Genomic DNA, 4,363 nt, shown 5'->3' with positions numbered 1-4,363 from the left:
AATAATAATCTGTATGAAAAATATGTTGAAAAATGTAGTTTCTAATCGAAAAGCGAAGTGGGATTTATTTTTTGAATGAATTTATGAAAAAAATAATTTATGTTTAGAAAAAGAAAAAGTGGACATAATGTAAATTGGATATAACATTTTTATTAAATATTAAATTAATTCTTAAATAAAAATAAAAAATAGCAAAAATGTGTATTAAACTTCAAAAAAAGGAAAAGATAAGTAAAGGAGGTGTTCGTAATGGACAAAAATTTAAAACAAAAATTAAAGGATTTAATAAGCAGGGAAGGGTTTTACATTAGTTTATTTCTTTGTCTTTGTGTAATTGTTACAGTTGGAACTTTTTCTTATAAAAAGTTCATAGCACAAAATCAGATAGACAATTTGAAACAACAGCAAGAAATGAATGCTGATGAATCAGACAAGAGAGAAGAAAACAATGAAGTAGTAAATAATACTATTCCTAATGCTGAAAGAGTAGAAAATACTAAGAACGAAGATAATAAATCGCAGGAAAAAACAAAAGAAGATAATAAATCAACAGCTGTATCTACAAATAATACTGTTAATTTTATGGTTCCTATTAATGGAGCTGAAAGCAGAAATTATACTTATCCTAAGCCAGTTCAAGTTGGTGAAAACACTTTTAGAACTATTAAAGGAGTAAACTTACAAGCATCAATAGGTTCAGAAGTAAAAGCAGCGGCTGATGGAATCGTTAATTTAGTTGAAAATTCAGGCGTAGAAGAAGGCATGGTTATAGAAATAAAACATGCTAATGGATTAAAGACAAGATATGGAAACTTAGATGAAAATGTATCAGTAAAGCAAGGAGATAAAGTTAATGCTGGTCAAGTAATTGGTAAAGTAGGAGATACAGCAAAAGTTTTTAGCTCAGATGTTTTTGGTGAATTTTTAAATTTACAATTAATTGATGCAAATGATGAACAAGTGAATCCTGAAAATTATTTCTCTTTTCAAAATTAAAAAATATAAATTACATATTAATCAGTCATAGAAAATGGCTGATTAATATGTATTAAATAAATAGTTAATATTTTAATGAATTAGAATTTAGTGAAAAAATAAGAAATTTAAGAAGGTGTATTTTGTGAAAGATTATATAGAAGAAAGAGTATTGGATGTTGCAAAGTATATTATTGAATCTAAAGCTACAATAAGAAAGACAGCAAAAGTATTTGGAGTAAGCAAAAGTACAATCCATAAAGATATGACTGAGAGACTTCCTAAAATAAATCCAGAAATAGCAGAAGAAACACACTCAATATTAGAATTAAATAAAGCAGAACGTCATATTAGAGGTGGAAAAGCAACCCAAATGAAATATAAGGCTATTGAATCTTAGATAGATTAAGACTATAATATATAATTAGTAGAAATATGTAAACGTAGGTATTAATATGTATTATAGGAGTGAATAAAAATATGGGGTTTTGGAGAACAGGGACAGACCTTGCAATTGACTTAGGAACAGCAACAGTTTTAGTTTATGTAAAGGGAAAAGGTGTAATATTAAAAGAACCTTCAGTTGTTGCTGTAAATAGAAACAATAATTCTCTTCTTGCAGTTGGTGAAGAAGCCAGAAAAATGCTTGGCAGAACGCCTGGAAATATTGTTGCATTAAGACCACTTAAAGATGGAGTGATATCTGATTATGATGTTACACAGAAAATGTTAAAAGAATTTATAAAAAAAGCATGTGGTTCAAGAACTATAAGGGCACCTAAAGTTATTGTATGTGTGCCATCTCAAGCTACAGAAGTAGAGAAAAGAGCAGTTATTGATGCAGCTGCAAATTCAGGGGCAAAAACTGTCCATTTAATTGAAGAGCCGCTTGCGGCTGCAATAGGAGCAGGATTAGACATAACTAAACCAAATGGATGCATGGTTGTAGATATTGGTGGCGGAACTTGTGATATAGCAGTAATATCATTAGGTGGTGTAGTAGAGAGAGAATCTATAAAAATTGCTGGAGATAAGATGGATGATTCAATCATAAAATATGTAAGAAACAATTATAAACTTATGATTGGAGAAAAAACAGCAGAAGAATTAAAAATTAATATAGGTTCTGCATTTAAAAACTCCAGAGATTTAACATATATGATGAAAGGGAGAAATTTAATAACAGGTTTACCAGATGAAATTGAAATATCAACAGAAGAGATAAGACTGGCTATAGAGGATCCAGTTCAAAATATAGTTGATACAGTAAAAAAGGTACTTGAAAGGACTCCGCCTGAATTATCATCAGACATAATAGAAAGAGGAATAGTTATGACTGGTGGAGGGTCTCTGTTGCATGGTCTTGATAAATTAATAGAATTTAGGACAGGGGTGTCTGCAACTGTTGCTGAAGATGCAATTGAATGTGTTGCAAAAGGAACTGGAGAAGTTCTTGGTTACATAGATAAATTAGATAGTGAAGTTAACTCACAACAAATAGTACTTATAGAATAATAAAAAGAGCTTTTATGATGTGTCATAAAAGCTCTTTTTATTCATTATACAAGGAAATTATAGAATTTTTTAAAATTAAAACTCATTAATATTAATTGGGATTATTAAGAGGTATGAAAAGTTGAAATGTTATCCACAAAATGACGTGGCAAAACCATTTTGTTCTATCATAAAAAAAATCTGCTTCGCAGACTGTGTGTTTCTGCCCCTTCAAAAGTTATCCACAGATTGTTCGAAAATATAATTTCCTATAGAACAAGGAAAGTATATAAATACTTAAATTGTAAATTTCTTTGTATCATAAACATAATTAAGCTTGAATATATTCAAAAATTTTAATATCAATGCTATCTATTTGTTGGATATTATTGGTATATTAGGTTGAAAGCCTCAATAAAAGCTTTAGATATAGTTTTAGCCATATCCATTACAAATGAAAGTCTTATGCTTCTTGAAAAGAAAAATTCTGAGTTTTCACTGGAATCAACTATTCCAATTATTGAAGCAATTCCTACTTCAGGAAGATCTTTACCAACGCCTTTTCCAGGATGAATTGCATAATTTCTAGTCCTAATCTGTCCAATATCTTCTTGATTTCCTAAACATGCATCTACACCTATAATTGCTGAATTTGGATGAATGGATTGTATTTCTTTCAGTTTCTGATCAATATTTAATGCGTGTATTGGAGAATTTAAAGTTCCATAAACAGGCAATGGAAAATTATTGTCTGTTAATATTGAACCAACTAATGGACCTAAACAATCACCGATACATTTATCTGTACCAATACAAACTATAACAGTATTTTCAGAAATGTAATTGCTGATTTCTAAAGCTAAATCATAAGAAGATAAAGAATTATTATAATCAGTATTAAGTTTTACCAAGGGGCATACCTCCTTTATAAGATATATATATGAATTTAAAAGGAGAGTTATTATATAAAAATTTCGTAATAAATATATTAAATTAAAAACTTTTTGAATGTATACATTGCAATATATACAATTATGCAAGGAATAAAAAAAGTTTTATTGGGAATAATTACAAATAAATTAAATGGAGGTGATAGAATTTATTATGAAAAAGATTTGTATTCTAGTTATATTAATTACAATTGTTGCTAATATTTACATAGTATTTAAGTGGGATCCTTATAAATATGAGGAATATATACCTGTAAATTCATATAATATAAACCATAATAATGATTATAAAGAAGTGGGAGAAGGTGATGTATCTAAAATTTATGATATAAAAGATGAAACTTATTATTTTAATGATTATGACACAATATTAACTCTTAACTATGATGATATAAGTAAAATTGAAGAGATATTAAATAAATCTTTGTCAACTAGTGATTTAGGAAAATGGATTGAATTAAAAAATGATGAAAGTAAAGAAAGTGTATTGGATTTTTTTAAAATGATAAAAAAGAGACTTACGAAAGCTCAATACGAAGATATCAAAAAAATAATTGGGAAAAATGTTGATGTAGATAGGATTGAGAGCATAATAGAAAATAATTATGATTAGTATATTAAACAAGAGAAAAATAGAGAAAAATAAAGTATTATTAATATAATTTTATATAAATAGTAAAAATGGAAGTTGAAATAAAATGCCTTTGAAGATATACTAGTCTTTGTCGAGCGGTGCTGACGAAGCAAAGCAAGGCAAAAAGTTAAAGAAAAAATTTGGAGGAATTCCCGAGTGGCCAAAGGGGGCAGACTGTAAATCTGTTGCGTTAGCTTCGATGGTTCGAATCCATCTTCCTCCACCAATTTTTAATGGGCGCATAGCTCAGCTGGGAGAGCACCTGCCTTACAAGCAGGGGGTCACAGGTTCGAGCCCTGTTGTGCCCACC

General features: G+C 28.9%; 5 protein-coding genes and 2 tRNA genes. 6 read left to right on the top strand and 1 reads right to left on the bottom strand.

Annotation, left to right across the window (positions count from 1 at the left end):
• Window positions 1–249: 249 nt before the first annotated feature.
• The 3 genes from Q0F58_RS17585 to Q0F58_RS17575 all read left to right on the top strand — a co-directional run bounded on the left by Q0F58_RS17585 (window position 250) and on the right by Q0F58_RS17575 (window position 2,490).
• Window positions 250–996, top strand: coding sequence for a M23 family metallopeptidase (locus Q0F58_RS17585; protein ID WP_294379162.1), 747 nt, complete (start codon window positions 250–252; stop codon window positions 994–996).
• 124 nt (window positions 997–1,120) lie between these two features.
• Window positions 1,121–1,375: a sporulation transcriptional regulator SpoIIID gene (gene spoIIID, locus Q0F58_RS17580; RefSeq protein WP_002582280.1), complete on the top strand. Its 255-nt coding sequence runs from the start codon at window positions 1,121–1,123 to the stop codon at window positions 1,373–1,375.
• An 80-nt stretch (window positions 1,376–1,455) separates the two neighbouring features.
• Window positions 1,456–2,490 carry a rod shape-determining protein gene (locus tag Q0F58_RS17575; protein ID WP_294379161.1) on the top strand — a complete coding sequence of 345 codons (1,035 nt, stop codon included), beginning with the start codon at window positions 1,456–1,458 and terminating at the stop codon, window positions 2,488–2,490.
• 365 nt (window positions 2,491–2,855) lie between these two features.
• On the opposite strand, the gene yyaC is transcribed toward Q0F58_RS17575, so the two are convergent.
• Window positions 2,856–3,380 carry a spore protease YyaC gene (yyaC, locus tag Q0F58_RS17570; protein ID WP_294379160.1) on the bottom strand — a complete coding sequence of 175 codons (525 nt, stop codon included), beginning with the start codon at window positions 3,378–3,380 and terminating at the stop codon, window positions 2,856–2,858.
• 193 nt (window positions 3,381–3,573) lie between these two features.
• Here yyaC and Q0F58_RS17565 point away from each other — a divergent pair, with 193 nt between their 5' ends.
• The 3 genes from Q0F58_RS17565 (at window position 3,574) to Q0F58_RS17555 (ending at window position 4,361) form a co-directional block, all read left to right on the top strand.
• A complete protein-coding gene (locus Q0F58_RS17565; protein ID WP_294379159.1) occupies window positions 3,574–4,032 on the top strand; it encodes a hypothetical protein in 459 nt (152 codons plus the stop codon).
• A gap of 163 nt (window positions 4,033–4,195) precedes the next feature.
• Window positions 4,196–4,279 (top strand) — tRNA-Tyr (locus Q0F58_RS17560).
• A 9-nt stretch (window positions 4,280–4,288) separates the two neighbouring features.
• Window positions 4,289–4,361, top strand: a tRNA-Val gene (locus tag Q0F58_RS17555).
• Window positions 4,362–4,363 lie beyond the last annotated feature (2 nt).

This window comes from uncultured Clostridium sp. (assembly GCF_934754915.1).
Lineage (GTDB): Bacteria > Bacillota > Clostridia > Clostridiales > Clostridiaceae > Clostridium.
Note: the sequence above shows the minus strand (reverse complement) of the source record. Positions and strands in the feature narration are given on the sequence as shown.

Excerpts from the sequence above, each read along its gene's own strand:
- Q0F58_RS17585 (WP_294379162.1), top strand. The coding sequence starts at position 250 with ATGGACAAAAATTTAAAACAAAAATTAAAGGATTTAATAAGCAGGGAA.
- Q0F58_RS17575 (WP_294379161.1), top strand. The coding sequence starts at position 1,456 with ATGGGGTTTTGGAGAACAGGGACAGACCTTGCAATTGACTTAGGAACA.
- Q0F58_RS17565 (WP_294379159.1), top strand. The coding sequence starts at position 3,574 with ATGAAAAAGATTTGTATTCTAGTTATATTAATTACAATTGTTGCTAAT.